This window comes from Lysinibacillus canaveralius (assembly GCF_047301505.1).
Lineage (GTDB): Bacteria > Bacillota > Bacilli > Bacillales_A > Planococcaceae > Lysinibacillus_B.
Genome location: NZ_CP154840.1, coordinates 2,228,844 through 2,248,361 on the forward strand (window position 1 = coordinate 2,228,844; position 19,518 = coordinate 2,248,361).

General features: G+C 37.0%; 15 protein-coding genes and 3 pseudogenes. 14 read left to right on the forward strand and 4 right to left on the reverse strand.

From position 1 onward, the window contains the following. Positions 1 to 20: 20 nt before the first annotated feature. From AA0Y26_RS11265 to AA0Y26_RS11280, 4 genes are all read left to right on the forward strand, one after another. The gene (locus AA0Y26_RS11265) at positions 21 to 929 is read left to right on the forward strand and encodes an ABC transporter ATP-binding protein (protein WP_413367902.1); all 909 of its coding nucleotides are present in this window, start codon (positions 21 to 23) and stop codon (positions 927 to 929) included. Positions 930 to 1,175: 246 nt separating this feature from the next. Next, entirely contained in the window at positions 1,176 to 2,021 is an 846-nt protein-coding gene (locus tag AA0Y26_RS11270) for an aldo/keto reductase (protein WP_413367904.1), read from the forward strand. 122 nt (positions 2,022 to 2,143) lie between these two features. Further along, on the forward strand, positions 2,144 to 2,836 hold the full coding sequence (locus AA0Y26_RS11275) for an AIM24 family protein (protein ID WP_413367906.1): 693 nt from the start codon (positions 2,144 to 2,146) through the stop codon (positions 2,834 to 2,836). Positions 2,837 to 3,330: 494 nt separating this feature from the next. Beyond that, complete coding sequence (locus AA0Y26_RS11280; protein ID WP_413367908.1) at positions 3,331 to 5,127, forward strand: alpha/beta fold hydrolase; 1,797 nt, start codon at positions 3,331 to 3,333, stop codon at positions 5,125 to 5,127. A 219-nt stretch (positions 5,128 to 5,346) separates the two neighbouring features. Here AA0Y26_RS11280 and AA0Y26_RS11285 read toward each other — a convergent pair whose 3' ends face one another. Beyond that, complete coding sequence (locus tag AA0Y26_RS11285; protein WP_413367910.1) at positions 5,347 to 5,814, reverse strand: nucleoside deaminase; 468 nt, start codon at positions 5,812 to 5,814, stop codon at positions 5,347 to 5,349. A 563-nt stretch (positions 5,815 to 6,377) separates the two neighbouring features. On the opposite strand from AA0Y26_RS11285, the gene AA0Y26_RS11290 reads away from it, so the two are divergent. The 10 genes and pseudogenes from AA0Y26_RS11290 to AA0Y26_RS11335 all read left to right on the forward strand — a co-directional run bounded on the left by AA0Y26_RS11290 (position 6,378) and on the right by AA0Y26_RS11335 (position 15,189). Continuing rightward, on the forward strand, positions 6,378 to 7,727 hold the full coding sequence (locus AA0Y26_RS11290) for a hemolysin family protein (protein WP_413367912.1): 1,350 nt from the start codon (positions 6,378 to 6,380) through the stop codon (positions 7,725 to 7,727). 57 nt (positions 7,728 to 7,784) lie between these two features. Next, on the forward strand, positions 7,785 to 8,183 hold the full coding sequence (locus AA0Y26_RS11295; protein WP_413367914.1) for an ArsC/Spx/MgsR family protein: 399 nt from the start codon (positions 7,785 to 7,787) through the stop codon (positions 8,181 to 8,183). A 178-nt stretch (positions 8,184 to 8,361) separates the two neighbouring features. Continuing rightward, positions 8,362 to 8,814, forward strand: coding sequence for a MarR family winged helix-turn-helix transcriptional regulator (locus AA0Y26_RS11300; protein WP_413367915.1), 453 nt, complete (start codon positions 8,362 to 8,364; stop codon positions 8,812 to 8,814). A 19-nt stretch (positions 8,815 to 8,833) separates the two neighbouring features. After that, on the forward strand, positions 8,834 to 9,352 hold the full coding sequence (locus AA0Y26_RS11305; protein ID WP_413367917.1) for a GNAT family N-acetyltransferase: 519 nt from the start codon (positions 8,834 to 8,836) through the stop codon (positions 9,350 to 9,352). A 141-nt stretch (positions 9,353 to 9,493) separates the two neighbouring features. Then, positions 9,494 to 9,955 (forward strand): GNAT family N-acetyltransferase, encoded by a 462-nt coding sequence (locus AA0Y26_RS11310; RefSeq protein WP_413367918.1) that lies wholly within the window; start codon positions 9,494 to 9,496, stop codon positions 9,953 to 9,955. 490 nt (positions 9,956 to 10,445) lie between these two features. Continuing rightward, positions 10,446 to 10,814 (forward strand): annotated as a pseudogene (locus AA0Y26_RS11315) (ArsR/SmtB family transcription factor); the annotation flags it as partial. Positions 10,815 to 10,969: 155 nt separating this feature from the next. Continuing rightward, positions 10,970 to 12,034: a flavin-containing monooxygenase gene (locus AA0Y26_RS11320; protein WP_413367920.1), complete on the forward strand. Its 1,065-nt coding sequence runs from the start codon at positions 10,970 to 10,972 to the stop codon at positions 12,032 to 12,034. 344 nt (positions 12,035 to 12,378) lie between these two features. Beyond that, positions 12,379 to 13,059, forward strand: coding sequence for a DUF7003 family protein (locus AA0Y26_RS11325; protein WP_413367921.1), 681 nt, complete (start codon positions 12,379 to 12,381; stop codon positions 13,057 to 13,059). A gap of 353 nt (positions 13,060 to 13,412) precedes the next feature. Continuing rightward, on the forward strand, positions 13,413 to 14,105 hold the full coding sequence (locus tag AA0Y26_RS11330) for a hypothetical protein (RefSeq protein ID WP_413367923.1): 693 nt from the start codon (positions 13,413 to 13,415) through the stop codon (positions 14,103 to 14,105). Between the two features lie 838 nt (positions 14,106 to 14,943). Then, a complete protein-coding gene (locus tag AA0Y26_RS11335; protein WP_413367925.1) occupies positions 14,944 to 15,189 on the forward strand; it encodes a hypothetical protein in 246 nt (81 codons plus the stop codon). Positions 15,190 to 15,711: 522 nt separating this feature from the next. Here the strand turns inward: AA0Y26_RS11335 and AA0Y26_RS11340 are convergent. From AA0Y26_RS11340 to AA0Y26_RS11350, 3 genes and pseudogenes are all read right to left on the reverse strand, one after another. After that, positions 15,712 to 15,939 (reverse strand): annotated as a pseudogene (locus AA0Y26_RS11340) (cation-transporting P-type ATPase); the annotation flags it as partial. Positions 15,940 to 16,252: 313 nt separating this feature from the next. Beyond that, a pseudogene (gudD, locus tag AA0Y26_RS11345) lies at positions 16,253 to 16,850 on the reverse strand (glucarate dehydratase); the annotation flags it as partial. Between the two features lie 753 nt (positions 16,851 to 17,603). Then, positions 17,604 to 19,514, reverse strand: coding sequence for a fructose-specific PTS transporter subunit EIIC (locus AA0Y26_RS11350; protein ID WP_413367927.1), 1,911 nt, complete (start codon positions 19,512 to 19,514; stop codon positions 17,604 to 17,606). Positions 19,515 to 19,518 lie beyond the last annotated feature (4 nt).

Genomic DNA, 19,518 nt, shown 5'->3' on the forward strand with positions numbered 1-19,518 from the left:
GATGGAGACGGAGGGAAGATATGATTGAATTAAAAAATATCGGTGTCCGCTTTTCTGGAAGAGATGTGCTAAAGAATATTTCTATTGTGTTCAGGCCAGGGGAAATCATCGGTTTAGTAGCACCAAACGGGACAGGGAAGTCGACACTGATGAATGTCATAATGAACTACCTTAACCCGCATAGCGGCCAAGTTATTTTTAATGAAAAACTAGGCTATACAAGTAAGAAAAACGAAATCCAAATTCATCAGCTCATTTCGATGATGCCAGATCAGAGTGATTTGTATAACTATCTTTCCGGCAGAGAGCATTTAAAGATTTACTGCTCGATGTGGAACAGCGATAAGCAGCTGATTGATCAAACAATCGCTGCACTTGATATGAATTCTTATATCAATAAGAAAACAGGCACATACTCCCTTGGCATGCGCCAGCGGCTTTGTTTTGCGATGCAAATTGTATCGGATACACAAATGATGCTGATGGATGAAGTGATGAACGGACTAGATCCTACTCAGGTAGAGATTATTTCAATGATATTAGAGAAAAAGAAATCAGAGGGAAAAACAATTATTGTTGCATCTCATTTACTTGAGAACCTGGAGAAGTATGCAGACCGGATTTTCTTTTTTAAAAATGGTGAACTGGAGCTGGTAAGCGACTTATCCCCTGGCTTTGAACAGAAAGAATTGACTTCAATTCGAGTGGAAATACTGCCAGAGACGGTTCGTAGTACTCTGGTAAAAGAGTTCCCGCAGCTTACTATCCAAACATTGCCGAATGGTGTAACCCTTATTGATGTAAAGAACGCTGCTCCCCAGGAAGTAACAAGTATTGTAGCTTTCCTTCAGGCGAATGAAGTAACAGAATTCAGCTTAGGAAAAGTGACCCTGCTTGACTTATACTCCATGTATTATCAGAAACATTAATCTGTAAAATCTTCCTTACTAAAGGCCGAGGTGGCCGGTATAGCTGGTTGTCTATAATGTATAGTATATTTTTCATCCGTGAGGCTATAGCAATATAGCCTCTTTTATATTATGTCATTTTATTGAATACTAATAAAAAAGCAGGGACACAGCGATTTTTGTAGAAGTGTTATAATAAAGAAATTTGAACGTGGGGAAAAAGCGTGGGAGCGTACATATAATACTTTTTATAAATGGGAGAGATGAATGATGAGTTTATTTCCATTAAGTTTAAAAGAAGTACCAGCGATCGGAATGGGTACATGGTATATGGGGGAAGATCCGGATAAGCGTTCACAGGAAATCAAGGCACTTCAGACGGGCATTGAGCATGGCCTCACACTTATAGATACAGCTGAGATGTATGGGGATGGGCTTGCTGAAGAGCTGGTCGGAGAAGCAATAAAGCCGTACGATCGGTCACAACTCGCGCTTGTGACAAAGGTATACCCATGGAATGCATCTGGTGACAAAATGCGTCTAAGTCTTGAACACAGCCTGAGACGTCTGCAAACGGATTATGTAGACCTGTATCTTTTGCATTGGCGTGAGGATACGCCGCTTGAAGAAACAATTGAAATGTTTGAGCAATTAAAGGCAGAAGGGAAGCTTCGTGCCTGGGGTGTGTCGAACTTCGATGCAGCGGATATGAAGGAACTAGAAACGATTTCAGCAAACTGTGCTACGAACCAAGTTCTCTATAATATGAGCAATCGCGGGATTGAGTTTGATTTATTGCCATGGATGCGTGAACGGCAAATGCCTTTAATGGCCTATACACCGCTTGGCCATGGAGATACGTTGAAGGCCAACTTTACGAAAAATCCAATATTGCTGGAAATTGCTGCACAGCACAAATGCTCGGTTTATCAAATATTATTAGCTTGGTGTATCCGTGCAGGAGATGTCATCGCCGTCCCGAAATCGGGTAATCCTGAACATGTAAAGGCCAATGCAAGAGCGTTAGAGATTAAGCTTAATGACGAAGAACTCAATCTAATCGAGGCAATATTCCCGCGGCCTTTACATAAAACACCGTTAGAGGTGCTATAAAGACTGCGGTTTCTAAATGGATTGCTATTCAGCAAAGAACCCCTTCTATATGGAGGGATTTCTTTTTCTTTACATAATTGTGTAACGATTTGTATATTGTAAGAATTAGAGGAGTGTTGATATTGAACCGATATTCGATTGATGAATTTATTAAAAATACGGAACAAGTAGATAAGGGCGAAGGCTTTTTTGAATTGGAAACACCACGCATGCTAGAAGTGAATCTAGATAGCCTCGTGTGGGCAAAGGCGGGCTCAATGGTTGCTTATCATGGAAAAATCAAATTTGAGCGTGAAGGGGTACTAGAGCACGGAATCGGAGCGATGTTCAAAAAGGCATTAACAGGTGAAGGGGCCGCTCTTATGAAAGCAACCGGGCAAGGAAAGTTATATCTTGCTGACAGCGGCAAAAAAATCATCATTCTTCATCTGCAGAACGAATCAATTTATGTAAACGGCAACGATTTACTGGCATTTGAGCCAACGATCAAACATGAAGTGAAGCTGATGAGAAAGGTTGCCGGTATGATGGCGGGCGGCTTGTTTAATGTTCGCTGTGAAGGAACAGGTTTAGTAGCAATTACTGCACATTACGAGCCATTAACATTGCGTGTAACACCCGGGAAACCAATCATTACGGACCCGAATGCAACGGTAGCATGGTCCGGGAATCTCCAGCCCGAATTCCAAACGGATATTTCATTAAAAACGTTCATAGGAAGAGGCAGCGGAGAATCGATTCAAATGCGTTTTGAAGGGGATGGATTTGTCATCATTCAACCGTATGAAGAATCTTATATGCAGACTCAAAGCTAGAGCGGAAGTAAAAAGCAAATAACATAAGGGATATGACCCATCATGACTTGGAGGCATATCCCTTTTTTTAGCTGGAATCTTTTCATAATGTAAAGGAAATACCTTTACTCTTCTATCCCATATAAGAAGGCAAATTGTTTATTTCGCTAAGCACGTTTTCCTATTTTTATAATTCATCAAATAGTAAGGGAAATATGTATAAAAAAAACGAATAATTAAATCTAAAAACCAACTAAACGTTCGCCTTTTTAAAGGCAAAATGCGATTTCTCCATCGGCGGGATCCTTCGTAGTTTTCCTTACAACCGAACATTCATTAGTTTCATCCAAAAATCTTTGGTCCTATTAAAGGCGTAATAGAAGAATCAAATTCCTTTTTAACATCCATTTCTGCTATTTTTTGAAACTTTCGTATACTTTTTACGTATAGCAATAGTAGAAGAATAGAGCAGCTTAAGATCCCGCATCAAGCATAGAGAAAACGGAGGGTTTAAAATGAAAAAGAAATTGTATACAACGGTTTTAGCCTCTACATTGATGATCCCAGCAGTAGTCGTACCTGTAAATGCAGAGAGCTCATTTAAGGACGTAGCTGCATCCAGTTCATATAGTGAAGCTATCAGCTATTTGAAGGCAGAGGGGATTATCACCGGCTATGGTGACGGCACATTCCGGCCTTTTGAAACCATCTCTAGACAGCATATACTGTCAATTCTCGATAAAATGTTGGACTTACCGCCAATTCGTGAAGCAAAAGCCTTTACAGATGTACCGGCGAGTCATCCATATTACAATGCCATTCAAAACGCTTATCAAGCAGGAATCATAAATGGATACCAGGATGCTACGTTTAAACCCGATGCACCTGTTACACGTGCACAAATGGCTAAAATCCTTACGCTTGCTTTTGAGCTGAAAACGGATACAACTGCCGCTTTCCACGATGTATCTGCCAGCCACTGGAGTTATGAATACGTGCAGGCTCTTGCTGGAAACAACATTACTACTACTAGCAATACAGGTCTTTATCGACCGAATGAGCAATTAACGAGAGGTCAATATGCCTTGTTCCTATACAGGTTGTTACATATGGAAGAAGATTCACAGCAGCCATTGCCTGTTGGCCATTGGAGCGGGACAATTGAAATTCCGCAAAGTCCTTTAGGCGTGCAATTAACTATAAAAGAGGATAGTACCGGTACATTTTCTGTTCCTGCGCAAGGCTTGAAGGATTACCCTGTCAAATCGATTAAAACGACAGGTGATTCGTTCCTGGTAGAAATTGATATTGCAGGCTCTCAAATGGTTATTGAAGGAAAAGCAGCAGAAGGGAAGATTACAGCGGTCTTCACACAAAACGGCATGTCGTTCCCGCTGACTTTGACACCTTATGAGGTACCGGAAGTAACGTATGAGGAGTGGAGTGTTCCCGTAGCAGGCGGCGAACTTGCAGTTGCATTGCAATGGCCGGCTATTGAATCTTCCACACCGGTGCCTGTTGCCATTATTATTGCAGGTTCGGGCGCTACTAATAAAGATGGTAATACGATTGCCGGGGAAAATAACAGCTTAAAAATGCTTGCTGAAGGGTTAGCAGCACAAGGGGTTGCGACGATTCGTTATGATAAGCGGGGAGTTGGCGAAAATGCCGCACTTATAAAAAAGGAAGAGGATTTACTGTTTACTAGCTATGCACAGGATGTCGAAAGTATCGTAAAGGCTGTTAAGGAAGACGCCCGTTTCTCGGAAGTACATTTAATCGGTCATAGCGAGGGATCATTAGTTGGTATGGTTGCGGCAGCTTCGACAGAGGTAGACTCAATCGTTTCCATTGCAGGTGCCGGCCGCCCGATAGAAGAAGTGCTACTTGAACAATTATCTGCCCAACTGCCTGCGGATCTATTGCAAACGAGTCAATCCATTCTTACCTCTTTGAAAAAAGGAGAGCTTGTAGCAGATGTACCGGAAAGCTTGTATTCCTTATTTAGACCTTCTGTACAGCCATATATGATTTCTTGGCTGCAATATAATCCCGCAGACATCATTAAATCACTTGATGTACCAGTGTTAATTGTCCAAGGGAAAAATGATTTACAAGTGAAGGTGACAGACGCAGAAAAACTCGGTGCAGCAGATCCAAGTGCAGAGGTTGTGTACTTCGACAAGATGAACCATGTGTTAAAAGAAGCACCGGCAGATCAGGCAGGAAATCTAGCTACGTATGCAAATCCGACGCTGCCGCTTGCTGATGGACTTGTAGATCATATTAGTTCTTTTATTTCCAACCAATAAGTCCTAATTAGCACTAACTATATTCTTGAAAAGCGACCTTCTTATTGATTGAGAGGTCGCTTTTTTAGATAAAACAATAGAGAATGCAAAACTCGATAATGGCTGACCGGCATTAAAAGGATTATTCGTGGTGAAGAATTGTCATTCTAAGAGAAAAGCAGATTCATTGGAGAGCTACTGTACGAAGGGAGTTTTCACATAATCAGCAGTGAAATGCTGCTAATACCTATTTTTATCTGACAATCTGTCCCAATACTCAAACGGTTTTAAATATCCTTTCGGCTGAAGCTGTCTCATTTCAATCATACGCTCGGATTTATCCTTTGCTATTTCATTGTAAATGAATTGATCATCAAAGCCGATTTGTGCGGCATCTTGCTGTGTGGCGGCAAAATAGACTTTACGAGGCCTAGCCCAATAAATTGCTCCCAAACACATTGGACATGGCTCACAGGATGTATAAATATCACAGCCATCTAGCTGAAAGGTATTTAAGTTTCTGCATGCATCCCGTATAGCCATCACCTCTGCATGGGCGGTTGGATCATTTTGAGTGGTAACTGAATTTTTCCCAATCCCTACAATTAAGCCTTCTTTAACGATAACGGCACCAAATGGACCTCCGTTTTTTGTCTGGGCACTTTCAAGCGCAAGCTGCACAGCTTTTTCCATCATTTTTTCATTCATATAAACCTCCCCTTCGTCCTTATTATCACAGCATTCTAAAATTCGAATAAAAGGAAACAGCTATACCTGCTTGTCAATGGCTATGTACGATGCGAAGTATTGATTTATTCATACGAAAGAATCTGCCGTAATCAGTACTCTACGATATGAAGTATAAGTAACGGTTATTTATCTTACTTTGAAATAAGGTAAAAAGAAGCACTTTTTCCTGCTTATTTTGAAGCGCCGTCCTACTGGACTAAAGAAAAGAAAAATAGTGAACGGCGACTTTCAGCTTACTGTGTGCAATAGTAAGCTGGCTGTTTGGAAAAGGCGAAAGCGGCTTTAACAAAGAGGCCTCTTTTGATCTCCAACTAGTAAGTAATGATTTCCATCAAGAAAAGTCCTGTAATGAAGAGAAAATAAGAAAAGGTTTGAGCATTTTGTGACAGAGACGGATAAATAGTGGACAGTGCATAACCGAAACGTTATAGTTAAACCACAACGTTATAGTTTCATTGAGAAAAGTATAATTGTAAATATTTTAGGAGGTGAATGTTCTACTACGAGAGTAGAACAGCCATTTGTCAACGACCATATACTTGATTATTTTTGCAATTTTAATTGCGCTTACAGCATTTTTCGTCGCAACCGAGTTTGCGATCGTTAAGGTGCGTCAATCACGTATTGATCAGCTTGTGGCGGAAGGTAAAACCGGTTCCCAAGCAGCAAAACAAGTTACATCACATTTAGATGAATATTTATCTGCCTGTCAGCTGGGGATTACCGTAACAGCCCTTGGTATTGGTATGGTAGGGGAGCCTACATTTGAATTCATTCTTCACCCGATGTTTGAATCGATTGGTATTTCCACTGACTATATTCATGTTTTCACTATCGGGGCGGCCTTTATTATCGCGACCTTCCTACACGTAGTAGTAGGGGAACTGGCACCAAAAACAATCGCTATTCAAAAAGCGGAGGCTGTCACACTAGCGTTTTCTAAACCAATTCAAATTTTTTATAAAATCCTTTATCCGTTTATCTGGGTATTGAACGGCTCGGCTCGTCTTTTACTTAAGCTATTCGGTATGAAACCCGCTTCAGAGCATGAGTTATCTCATACGGAGGAGGAGCTGCGTCTTCTGCTTTCAGAAAGCTATAAGTCAGGTGAAATTAACCAAAACGAATTGAATTATGTAAACAATGTTTTTGAATTTGATGATCGTATTGCGCGGGAAATTATGGTACCGCGTACAGATATTGTTGGGTTTGAATTGCATGCTTCTTTTGAAGAAGTGCTGACAATCGTTTCCGAGGAGCGCTATACGCGCTATCCGATTTTTGAAGGGGACCGTGATAATATTATTGGGTTCCTAAATATTAAAGACTTTTTAACATTAGGGATGAAAAATCGCGTTTCTGCCGAAACATTCCAACTAACTCATTTCGTGAATCCAGTCATCCGCACAATTGAAACAACGCCAATCCATGATCTTCTGCAAAAAATGCAGCGCGAACGAATCCATATTGCGATTTTGCTGGATGAATACGGCGGAACAAGCGGGTTAGTAACCGTAGAAGATATTCTAGAAGAAATTGTTGGGGAAATCCGTGACGAGTTTGATGATGATGAAATTCCGGAAGTTCGTAAACTGGCAGATCAGCATTATTTAGTAGATGCGACGATACTTTTAACGGATGTAGAAAAATTACTATTTGTTGAGTTTAATGCAGATGGAATCGATACATTGGGCGGCTGGTATTTTACGATGGATATCGAGCTAGATATGAACAAGGAAATCTATTATCAAGGCTATACGTTCTCTATTTCCCAGAAAGAGGGCCATCACATTCAGTATATCGAAGTAAAAAAATCGGACAAACCTTTAGCGGATGAGAGGGTAACAGAGCAAATCGAATCCAAAAACTAAAGGTTGGGGGCAGACAAATCGTCTGCTCCTTTCACTTTTTAAAAGCAGGTGGACAAGTTGACAGTACAGATTTTCTCGCATTCATTGAAAGCGAATACAAAAAGAGCGATGAAATGGTTTGAAACACACGGGATACAGTATGAGGTGTATGATTTAACCAAAAGACCGTTTCAGTATGAAGATTATTTGCAGTTTCTTTATTATTGCGAGCCTGGAGAACTAGAATTTCTATCGACACGGTCAAAGGATGGTATGGCCCTTCAGCAAGAAGTAGATAAGCTTACTATCGATGAATTGTATCATCGCATTAAAAAGAATCCAAAATTGCTGACAGAGCCCATAATGATGGATGAAACCCGTGTGTTATTTAGATATCAAGAGATTGAAATGACACAATTCCTTTCTAGAAAACAAAAACAAGCATTTTTAAACGATTGTTCATTAAAAACTTTCTAAGACCTTCGTATGCTGCTCAAGAAAAGAAGGACTGAAGGCCATACTGGAACTTTAACCATATTTCCAAATTAACGACCAAATTTGGTCGTTTTATTTTTGTTGCAAATGCAATAAATTAATGTTAAATTCATTATAAGTTTTTGTTGTATTTACAATAAAAACTAGGGAGGAGATAGTTATGAAAGAAATTCTTCGAGAAATCGGAATGATTTCCAGAGCATTAGATTCTATCAGCAATATTGAATTCAAAGAATATGACCTGACAAAAGGGCAGTACCTGTATCTTGTACGTATTTGTGAAAATCCTGGTATCATTCAAGAGAAAGTAGCAGAAATGCTAAAAGTCGACCGGACTACTGCAGCTCGGGCTATAAAGAAGCTCGAATTGAATGGTTTCATTGAAAAGAAAGACGATAAACAAAATAAAAAAATCAAAAAACTATTTCCAACCGAAAAGGCAAAAAAAGTCTATCCTTTTATTAAACGAGAACATGATTATTCTGACCGAATGGCATTAGAAAGCTTTTCCGAAAAAGAAGCGGAAATCCTTTTCAACTTGCTGCAGCGTGTAAGATCAAACGTGGAAAAAGACTGGGAGTATGTAAAAAAGGGCAATAAGCGACAATATTGATAAGATAGGAGCGGACTATATGTCTATTCATATAAAAAAGTGTACATTAGAAGATTTACCTAACCTACAAGAAATCAGCGCCAAAACTTTTCAAGAGACATTTCAGCACCAAAATTCTCCTGAAAACATGGCAGCCTATTTGAATCGGGCATTTAACCGAACACAGTTAGAAAAGGAATTAGTTAATAGTTCTTCTCAATTCTTTTTCATTAGTGTGAATAATGACATCGCTGGATACTTAAAAATCAATACCGATAGTGCGCAATCAGAAGCTATGGGAGAGGATTTCCTCGAGGTTGAGAGAATTTATATAAAAAGTGAATTCCAAAAGCAGGGGCTCGGTAAGCATCTATTCAAAAAAGCGTTAGAAATTGCACAGGTAAGCAATAAAAAGAAAATCTGGCTTGGTGTATGGGAGAAAAATGAAAACGCGATTGCTTTTTATAAAAAAGCTGGATTCGTTGAGACAGGATCGCATTCATTTTTTATGGGTGAGGAAGAACAAATTGATTTGATTATGACGAAAACCATTGGATAACTTCCGAAAGGCGAATGAGTATGAATATTTCAAAATACAACCAAATCAATGATGTGAATCATCTTTTAAAGAAAGAATAATTCGCAGAAAAGTTGATACATTCTATTTGTTGCATTTAAAAAATATAAGAGGTGAAGTTAGATGGATTGGAAATTAAAAGAGTTTGACGAGTTATCAAATGTGGAACTATACAATATTTTAAAAGAAAGAACCTTGATTTTTGTGTTGGAACAAAATTGTCCTTATCAAGAAGTGGATGGTAAAGATCCTTTTTCTTATCATCTTTTTAAAGAAGATAACGGGGAAATCATTGCCTATTTAAGAATTCTACCTGCAGGTGTTGCTTATCAAGAAGTATCTATTGGAAGAGTCATTGTAAAAAAAGAATACAGGGGACAAGGGATTGCACAGGAACTTTTAAGAAAGGGGCTTGATTTTATTCAAAACGAATTACAAGAAACAACTGTTAAAATTCAAGCTCAAGAGTATTTAAGAAAATTCTATGGCTCCTTTGGTTTTGAAGCTGTATCCGAAACATATTTAGAAGATAATATTCCTCATGTTGATATGCTTTTACAGATGAAAAGTCTTATAACAGATTAAAATACTATTCACGCAAAACACCATTTTGAAAAAAATACAAAATGGTGTTTTGCTTTTGCATGTCAAATAAGGCTTTACAAGAAAATAATAGCAGACCCAAGGGGCGATCAACTGACAACAGCCTGGCAGCCGTATTCATAGATAAACGAGCCGATATGCGGGATATTCTTGTTGTATACCGATGAATAAGTGCCTTAGTAATATTTTTTGATTCCAATGATCGGTTATATGAATCCAGAAAGGTAACAAAGCTGTTTAAATCTTATTCGCAGCTAATAGGTGTATGATCAGAACAATTTTCTCAACTTCTAAATATATTCTTTTTATTTACTTAACACTTACTGATAATTGTAAGTAGTATACAGTAGTTTATTTGAATACATACATAATATTTCGGAATTGGAATAATCCAATTCTTTTTTATTTTCATTCAAATAACGGTTTGAATATCAGTAAAAAAATGGTACATTATATTCAAATGATCATTTGAATGAAAGGAGTAATCTATAGTAGTAAGAAAGATACTTATGGAATTTATTGTTATAACGAAAAAATAATTAATCGAATTCAAAGTAAAATATAAAAAGAGAAAATGTATCTAATGTAGTCCAATTGTTAAATTAATTGCAGATGGAAATAGGACAGGAATATCTTATGCATTAGGCAAAGTTGATGAGTTATGTCTATGATATTGCCTATATTATGGGTCTTTCTGCTGCAACTGCTTCTCATCGTTTATAGGCAGGGGATTGTAAAGTACCGAAAAGTAGGGAAATTAGCGTTTTATTCATTAGATAATAAACATATCAAACAACTGATTGTTATTGCATTGGCACTTAAAAAGGAATGTAATGTTAATGCCTGTAAACAAGTGAAACTCACAAAAGAAGAAATGAAGGCATATCATGTTCAAGGCTTTACTTATAACAACTATGCCGTTACCTTTGAAAACGATTTTTAAAAATAACATCTAGAATTTACAACATGTCTACTAAACAATAAGGAGCTAAATTTATGTATGACACGATTGTAATTGGAGCTGGACAAGCGGGTCTTGCTGCTGCCTTTTATTTAAAAAAATTTAAACACAACTTTTTAATCATAGATAAAGGAAAAGAGGTTGGAGAGAGTTGGAAAGATCGATACGATTCTTTAGTTTTGTTTACCCCAAGAATGTACGATGCTTTACCTGGTTTAACACTTGAAGGTGAAAGGCATGGATTCCCGGCGAAAGATGAAATAGTTACATATTTGAAGCAATATGTAAAAGAATTTGACCTTCCTATACAATTTCAAACTGAAGTAGTTAAAATGCAACATCAACAAGGTATTTTTACTATAGAAACTAATCAAGGTGTAGTTCAATCAAAACAAGTAATCGTTGCAACGGGGGCATTTCAATCTCCAAGAATCCCGCCCTTTTCAAGTAATATAACAAATGATGTTTTTCAGATTCATTCGATACAATATAAAAATCCTGCTCAGTTGAAAGAAGGAAATGTACTTGTAGTAGGAGGTGGTAACAGTGGCGCTCAAATTGCTTATGAATTATCAAAGGAAAGAGAAACACTTTTAGCAATAAGTAATAAGATAACCTATTTGCCTTTAGCCATACAGGAGAAAAGCATCTTCTGGTGGTTTGATAAGTTCGGAATACTTAAAGCAAGTGCAAATTCTTTTTTGGGAAAAACCATTCGGAAAAAAGGTGATCCAATCTTTGGTTATGAATTGAAAGAAGCACTTAAGAGAAAAGAGATTATTTTAAAACCTAGAGTGATAAATGGAATACATAACGAAATAACCTTTGAAGATAAAACAACTACAAAGGTCCAGAATATCATATGGGCAACTGGTTTCCATTCTATTTACCCTTGGTTAGAAATTGACGATTTATTTAATGCAGAGGGGAAAATCATTCATCATCGGGGTGTAACGAATGTAAAAGGATTATACTTTATTGGATTACCTTGGCAACATCGTCGTGGTTCAGCCCTCCTACAAGGCGTAGGATTTGATGCAGAATTTATAATCAAGCATCTTAATGAAATAACTGTGCAGGGAAGTGAGATTGAAGATTAATAATTATAGCAGCAATCAACTTTTAAGAGCCTTATTCCATATCTAAATGTAGTAAGGCTCTTATTTATTTAGAGTAAAAATAAACAACTTATCCAGCTCGCAGTCAAAAACGAGATTTCACTACAAAAGAAAGAAGAGTAATGAATAAAATAGGGAATAAACATGGATGTCATACGTGTGGAGTTAAAAAAGCTGATACAAAGAAAGGGAACTGGGTTCTAGATCATCAACCTCCTAATGGATTAGCAAAAAAAGGACAAAAACAAAGACTATTCCCTCACTGTATATCTTGTTCAAGAAAACAAGGAGGAACAATAAGCGGGATAAAGAAAAGGAGATAAAATATGAATCTAACTACGATATTAGATATGCATTATAAAGAATATGAGTTTCTTATTTTAGAAAATGCTAACTTTGATTACGTTACAGCAAGTATTAATGTTTTTCTACAAAAAGATGAGTGGTTACTAATTTTCCAAGTAATAGGTATCGATCAAGACTGTCCACAAACTGATGTATATTATTATTCAACCCAATCAGACATTTCTTTTGGTATTGTAGCGTTGGATACTATTCAATTTGAAACAGAAGAAGCATTATCAAAAGAACAACTATTTAACGGCAAAATCACTATTTTAGAAAAAACCTACGAATACCATTTCGTTCCTAAACAGTATCAAACATATGATTTAGCTATTGATGATCCAATAGAATATGAAACGTCACTATTACGTTTAATTAAAGAAGAGCTACGACCAGCTTTTTTCTTGAATGCGCATGAATTGCTAGAAACGTTTAACTTGGATTCAAGATGGATACCATTTTATAAGACTGAAAATTGGCAGCATATAGAAGTAGAAGATTTACCACCAAGTAAAAATATATTTTTTAAATCTTTAGAAAGAGCAATAGAACATCGTGACGTCAATTTAATTGAACTAGGGAAAAGCAATATACACTGGAAAAATTGGTGTGAATATGATTTTTCACAACAAGAAAATTGGGAAATTGATGAAGAAGAATAAGAAGATTACAAAGTAAAGGTTTGATATTACTATTGCTAAAATTATTCATCTATAAGAAGATGTAGATTTGAAATAAAGTTCCGATGTTTATAAAAAAGACACGATGTTTAAAATAAAGTCGCGATATTTATAAAAAAGTTTGATTAAAAATCCTCTGTTAATGTACAGATTTTTTTATTCAACAAACGGAGCATATTGTGAAAAAGATCTCTTGCGAAATATACATTCTCATGTGTTCTTTGTATAATAGTAGAAAGAATTGGAAAAAATCATTTGTTAAAGGTTTTACTATTTTCAATCGGAGAGCAACTTTCTGAATCTTAAAATCAATTCAATTATAGGAGAAGATAAACATGAAGAAACGCACTATAGGCGCAGGGGTCCTAGCAGCAATGATGCTATTCTCACCAATCGCAGGAAACTCAGTAGATGCATCTACTCTGGCAACAAATGCTTCGACTCAAAAAGAAAAGGTAATGTGGGGTGCAAACGAATTATACGACTATCAAATTGGCCGACTTGTCTTTACAAAAGACGTAAAGGTTTATAAGAGAGATGCTAATGGCGCAGTACAGTTCCACATGAATGCAAAGAAGGGTTCTATGTGGCGTGTGCATAAAATTACGAAAGAAGGCAACATGAATGTCTACGATTTAGGCGCAGGAGTTCGAGTACAACAGTCAAGCCTTTCTAAGTACGAGGCAGCACCCAAGGAACTAGTTGCGAAACAAGTGAAACAGAATAACAATGGCGCGTTCCTTATATGGGAGAAAAAAGGTAGTTCTACAGGTTACTTCGATCTACCGAAGATTCATAAACTTGGAAACGAAGATGTGAAGAATAAAATCAATCAGAGTATAGAAAACGCTTTTGTTTCACTTACAAGTGACACACATGTATCTGGATATCAAATTACTGTACTAGAAAACCAGAATAATCGATTCTTGTTAGAAGTGAAATATATAGTCACACCAATGGAATCAGAGGCAGTTACTGAATCGTTCCGGTTAAATTATAATTTAACTACTGGCAACTTAATCGATTGAATAGAGTTCTATGGTTTAAAAAGGAATGCTTAACATCTCTAAATTAGTCAGTATTTACTTCAATAATGATATTCGACAGTAGGAATGATTAAACTTTTTTATAAAAATTGCACACTGTTTCACAAAGAATTAACCCGTTTTGAACAAACTTTGTTCAAAACGGGTTCTTTTAATTTAGCTTAAATTATGGGTCTGTGGATTGTTTTTGATCAAACTTGATTCTAAAGCTACAGAAGAAGCACAAAAAAGCACCGACAGAAGCATTTGTTGATAAATTTGCAAGCATCTATACACCTCTAGTATTGTAGCTATTGGAAATGCAACTAAAAATGGCGTTCTTATTAAAGGTGATACATTCCTTGAGATTGTCGGAAAGAGTTATACCATTGCATTTGATAAAATAGGGACATTAACTGAAGGTAATCCTACAGTATCTGAGGCTCAGGTGGAAGAGATTTCTGAAGAGGAATTACTAGCCATAGCGCTAACATTAAGGAATATTCCACTCATCCTATTGCTAAAGCCATTAAAAATTACGTAGTATATCGCAATATTGAGAAAAAGTAGTACGGATTTCAAAGTATAGTAGGGAAGAGCGTTCAAGCTAAAATAGGAAAACAATTTAATATGCTGGAAATTTGAAGTTGTTCGAAGAGCTTGGTGTCCCTTTAACTACGCTGAGTGAAAAAGTCATTGAAACTCAAAACATCGGCAAAACGGTAGTTATAATCGGTACAGATAAACAGATTTCAGCTTAATTTCCTTATCAGATAAAATTCGATCTTCAACTGTCTCAACCTTAAATTTATTTAAGCAAAACAATGATAATCATACGGTAATGTTAGCCGTTGATAATGATGGTGCTGCTAAAATGATTGCTACTGAAGTAAATGTTGAACGCTACTTTGCAAATTTATTACCGGAAGATAAAGTGACTGACATTCAGAAGCTTCAAAATGAAGGCTACACAGTCGCTATGGGTGGCACAGGTACTGATACGACTATTGAAACAGCTTATATTGTATTAATGGCCGATAATCTAGATAAACTACCATATACGATAAAACTAAGTAAAAAAGCTTAATAATTATTAAGCAGAATATTATCTTTTCAATTATTATTAAGGTAATTACAATAGCGTTGATTTTCCCTGGATGACTTACTCTATGGCTAGCAGTTTTAAACGACACTGGAGTTGTGTTATTTGTTATTTTAAACTCGCTTCGCTTGTTAAGATCAAAGTAAAAGGCAAGAAATGCTTTCAAAACCCGTAGCTATATCAATAAAGTTGCTACGAGTTTTGATTTTATTTTACACATTATTTATACAGTTAGATTAAATAAACTGCTTTATTGATGTTAAAATTATAAAGGAGATCTAAGGGGACAGACCCACTTCTACCGATGATTTTTTCTAGTTTACATAATATAAATTATAGGAAGTTATAGTTGTCTCAAAAGTATACTTTAAATAGTGAGACGAAAGCGAGATTTTCTGTAAAAAGACAAAAAGTTTTGGACACCAATTTAAAAGTTTATATAAACTTTTAAACCATCTTCAGTTAAAGTTCTGTCTCCAAATACTTAATATATAACTTCTCCTTCGTTTACTTTGTTCTAATTAAACTAAGCGAGTTTAGAATAACAAATAATGCAGCCCCCTGATCACTTAAAACTGCTAGCCATCGAGTAAGCCATTCAGAGAAAAATCATCACTATTGCAATTACCTTATAATAATTGAAAAAATAATGTTTTGTTTAATAATCATCAGAGCTTTTTTACTTTGCTTTATCGTATTTGGAAGTTTATCAAGGTTATCTGCCATTAATACGATCATCTAATGAATAGAACGCTAATTTCCCTTCTTTTCGATACTTTACAATCCCCTGCCTATTCAGCTGTAAAAGGACAAGAAGTTCATACTTTTAATACTATACATATAAAATATTATACCTTAGGTTTCTTAATCAGAATTATTCAATTTTTAAACTATGTGGACTCCCGCATAATGCATAATTCGTGTATAAACAGTTGTGTTAACCTCCTTCACGAAACGTACAATTACAAGAACATCGGGTCATAACATTTTGTAAAAAAGATTTTGATAGTTTCAAATAAATTAACCCTATTGTCTTTCAATGCGATAGATTTGGATCTAATGTAATTCGCGCGTTCGGGAAACATTTTGCCAATGCTTCAATCGCATCCATTTCATCTTGTGCACGCCGCCTTTTAATTTAAAATCTTCAAATCCATAATGTTCATATGCAGCTACTGCTAATTTCACCATTACTTCAGGTGTAAGTGCTTCTTGATAGCGCAAATAAGTCCAATTATCTTCTGCACGTTCCCATGTGAGATAAGGTAAATCTGTTTTCTTTCGGTCTCCTGCATAAAATAAATACCCTAACATTTTAACACTTGAACGTTGCTTACCATCGCCCAATAAGTCGCATATGGGTACGTTTAATGTTTCCCTACTAAATCGAGTAATGCTGCTTCTACCGCTGTCACAACATGAATCGTTGTTAAAATAGTTTTATAGTTTCCGAGCTTTTGATTTAAAATCAATTCCTTTGCTTCTTCTAATATCTGAGTGATTTCATTGCCACCTGGAACCTAGCCTACTCCTAAATTTCCGTTGCTATCTTCAATAATAACAATGGATCGCGTAAAAAACGGACTATGAGCACCATTTAAATTCAATAACATGCTGTCATACCCTGCAACAGGATAGACGGTCATATACTTAATTACTGGAGAACCTGTTATTGATTGTATTACCTAAAACGTTTATTCAGTGAGAATCCGTCGAGTTAGTGGAATTTAAAGCAAAGGAGAATTTATTCATAGGGACGCACATAGCAATATAAAACCGCCCTAGCGTTTAGGCGGTTTTGTCGCGTACAAGATATATAATATACAATCAATTGGATAACTCGCCTAGCGGTGTTATCATCGTTAGTAGAAAGTGCAATAGGAACAGGCAAGTTACATACAGAGACCCCTACCTATATAAACAGAAGATTTATAATACAAAAAACAAAAAAAGAGTAATACAAACCACTTGTTTACTCTTTTGTCCGCAGAATTATTTTTTTGTGCTGATTTTATTTAACTGTATTGATTTTGCGCTTCTTAAAAACATTATTAAATCAGGCTTATTTAACTGAAATGAATTTAATTTATCTTAAATTTATTGCGGGCAAGTTCGAGACTTGTAGAGACCATTATTTCAATTGCCCGTAAACGTTGTTATATCAATATTTACGGGCTTTTCTTTTTTATAAGATTACCTACCTTAAGCGTGGATTTATGGATTTGTCCGCAATTTGTCCGCAGGAGTTTTCCCGATTTTTTAATGTTACTTTGGATAGCGTTGTGAAAAATGCCTGCAATGTCATTATCTGCATTCGGCAATAGGTGTACATAAAACTCTAATGTGATTTTGGGGTTGGCGTGAACTAATCGCTTTGATGAAGAAAGTACCTCCTATTATTAAGCCTTTTTCTTAAGTAATCCAATCGAAAAAGCTGCTACTGCCGAACCGATTAAAATAGCTACTAAGTAAAGTGCTGCTTTTCCTAGACCACCGTCTACAAGACCCATTACGAAAATACCACCATGTGGCGCACGTAATGCGATGTCAAACATGATTGTTAATGCCCCCGCTATTGCAGAACCAAGCACAAATGAAGGAATCACACGAACAGGGTCTGCTGCGGCAAATGGAATGGCACCTTCGGATATGAAACATGCTCCAAGAACATAAGCCGTTTTCCCTGCCTCACGTTCTTGCTTCGTGAAACGGTTTTTAAAGAATGTTGTTGCTAAACCTACAGCTAATGGAGGAACCATACCGCCGGCCATTACCGCAGCCATAATGTTATAGTTACCGCTAGCTAGCATCGCGATTCCAAATGTATATGCGGCTTTGTTGAGTGGACCGCCCATATCAACTGCCATCATCCCACCTAATAGTAAGCCGAGAAGAATTGTGTTTGTACCACTTAAACCTTCTAGGAAACTAGTAAGCCCCGTGTATAACTTCGTAAGCTGAGGGTTTACTAGCATCATCGCAATACCTGTTAATCCAATACCAAACACCGGTAGGAATAAAACTGGTTTTAACCCTTCAAGCTGTGTAGGTAATTTTTCGAATACTTTTTTGAGACCTAATACAATATAACCTGCTAAGAACCCTGCAAGTAAACCACCTATAAAGCCTGAGTTAGCACCTGCATCATTTGTCACTGTAATGGCCAATAAACCACCAACCATACCCGGTGCAAAACCTGGACGATCGGCAATACTCATGGCGATAAATCCTGCTAATACTGGCACCATTAAGAAGAATGCGTTACCGCCACCGATTGTGTTAAGCATTGCTGCAAATTCATTGTACGAAGGGTCGTTCGGATTCGAAGAGTTAATGCCCCAAAAGAATGAAAGTGCGATTAAAATACCGCCACCCACAACGAATGGCAGCATGTTCGATACCCCATTCATTAAGTGTTTATAAAATTGGAAACCGCCAGTTCCCTCTGAATGCTCATTCGAAGCGTCTCCGCCACCTTCATGCGAATACACCGGCACATCGCCAGAAATTGCACGGTCGATTAATGCATCTACCTCGTAAATTGCTTTACCCACTTTTGTTTGAATGACTTTTTTACCATTAAAACGTGCCATCTCAACTTTCGTGTCGGCAGCTACGATAATTACGTCTGCATCTGCAATTTCTTCTGCTGTCAGCCGATTTTTCACACCGCCCGAACCATTTGTTTCCACCTTCATTGCTACATTTTTTTGCGCTGCTGTTGTTTGAAGCTTTTCTGCCGCCATAAACGTATGTGCGATACCTGTCGGGCATGCTGTTACAGCTAAAATGCGCTTGCATGTTGTCATTTCTATTGGCTCAGTTGCTACTACTGGAACATCTTCTGCAACCTCGACACCTTCTTTTGCTTCAATTGCTGCTAAAATTTCATCTTTTGTCGAAGCTGTCATCATTTTTTCGTTGAATTCTGGATCCATTAAAAATGTTGCAAGTTTTGATAACGTTTCTAAATGATCATTATTTGCACCTTCGTTTGCCGCAATCATGAAAAATAATTTTGCTGGTTGACCATCTAGTGAATCATATTCAACACCTGCTAATTGGCGCCCAAATGCAATCGCTGGTGCAGAAACTGCTGCTGATTTTGCATGTGGAATGGCTATTCCTTCCCCAATACCTGTAGAACTCTGTGCTTCCCGCGCTTGTAGATCCGCAACATACGCTGCTTTGTCGCTCACTTTGCCGGCATCTACTAATACTTGTGCTAATTCTTCTAGGATTTGATCCTTTGACACTGCTTGTACGTTTAGTTTAATCGTGTTTGCTGTTAATAAGTTTGTAATTCGCATAAAA